Raw genomic sequence first — 234 nt, forward strand, 5'->3', positions numbered from 1 at the left:
GGATCGATAATCACTTATCCATCCAGCTCGATCCGGTTGCGCCCGGCCGACTTTGCACGGTACAGCGCATGATCCGCTCTGGAGATCATATCCTCAAGGATCATGGTGCCGTATTCCAGCTTCGGTGAAAACTCCGCAATGCCAACGCTCGCGGTCAGCGGCACCGTCACGTTCTCATCCTTATAAGCCTCTTGCCGAATCCGCTGCAAAATCACTTCCGCCAAGCTGGCGGAT

Annotated in this window: 1 protein-coding gene; it reads right to left on the reverse strand. The window is 55.6% G+C overall.

Annotated elements, in window-relative coordinates:
• Window positions 1–14: 14 nt before the first annotated feature.
• A partial coding sequence (locus tag KVT27_RS26230; protein WP_217582339.1) for a GGDEF domain-containing protein occupies window positions 15–234 on the reverse strand: 220 nt, incomplete at its 5' end.

It is taken from the genome of Lysinibacillus sp. GbtcB16 (assembly GCF_019091145.1).
Lineage (GTDB): Bacteria > Bacillota > Bacilli > Bacillales_A > Planococcaceae > Lysinibacillus > Lysinibacillus fusiformis.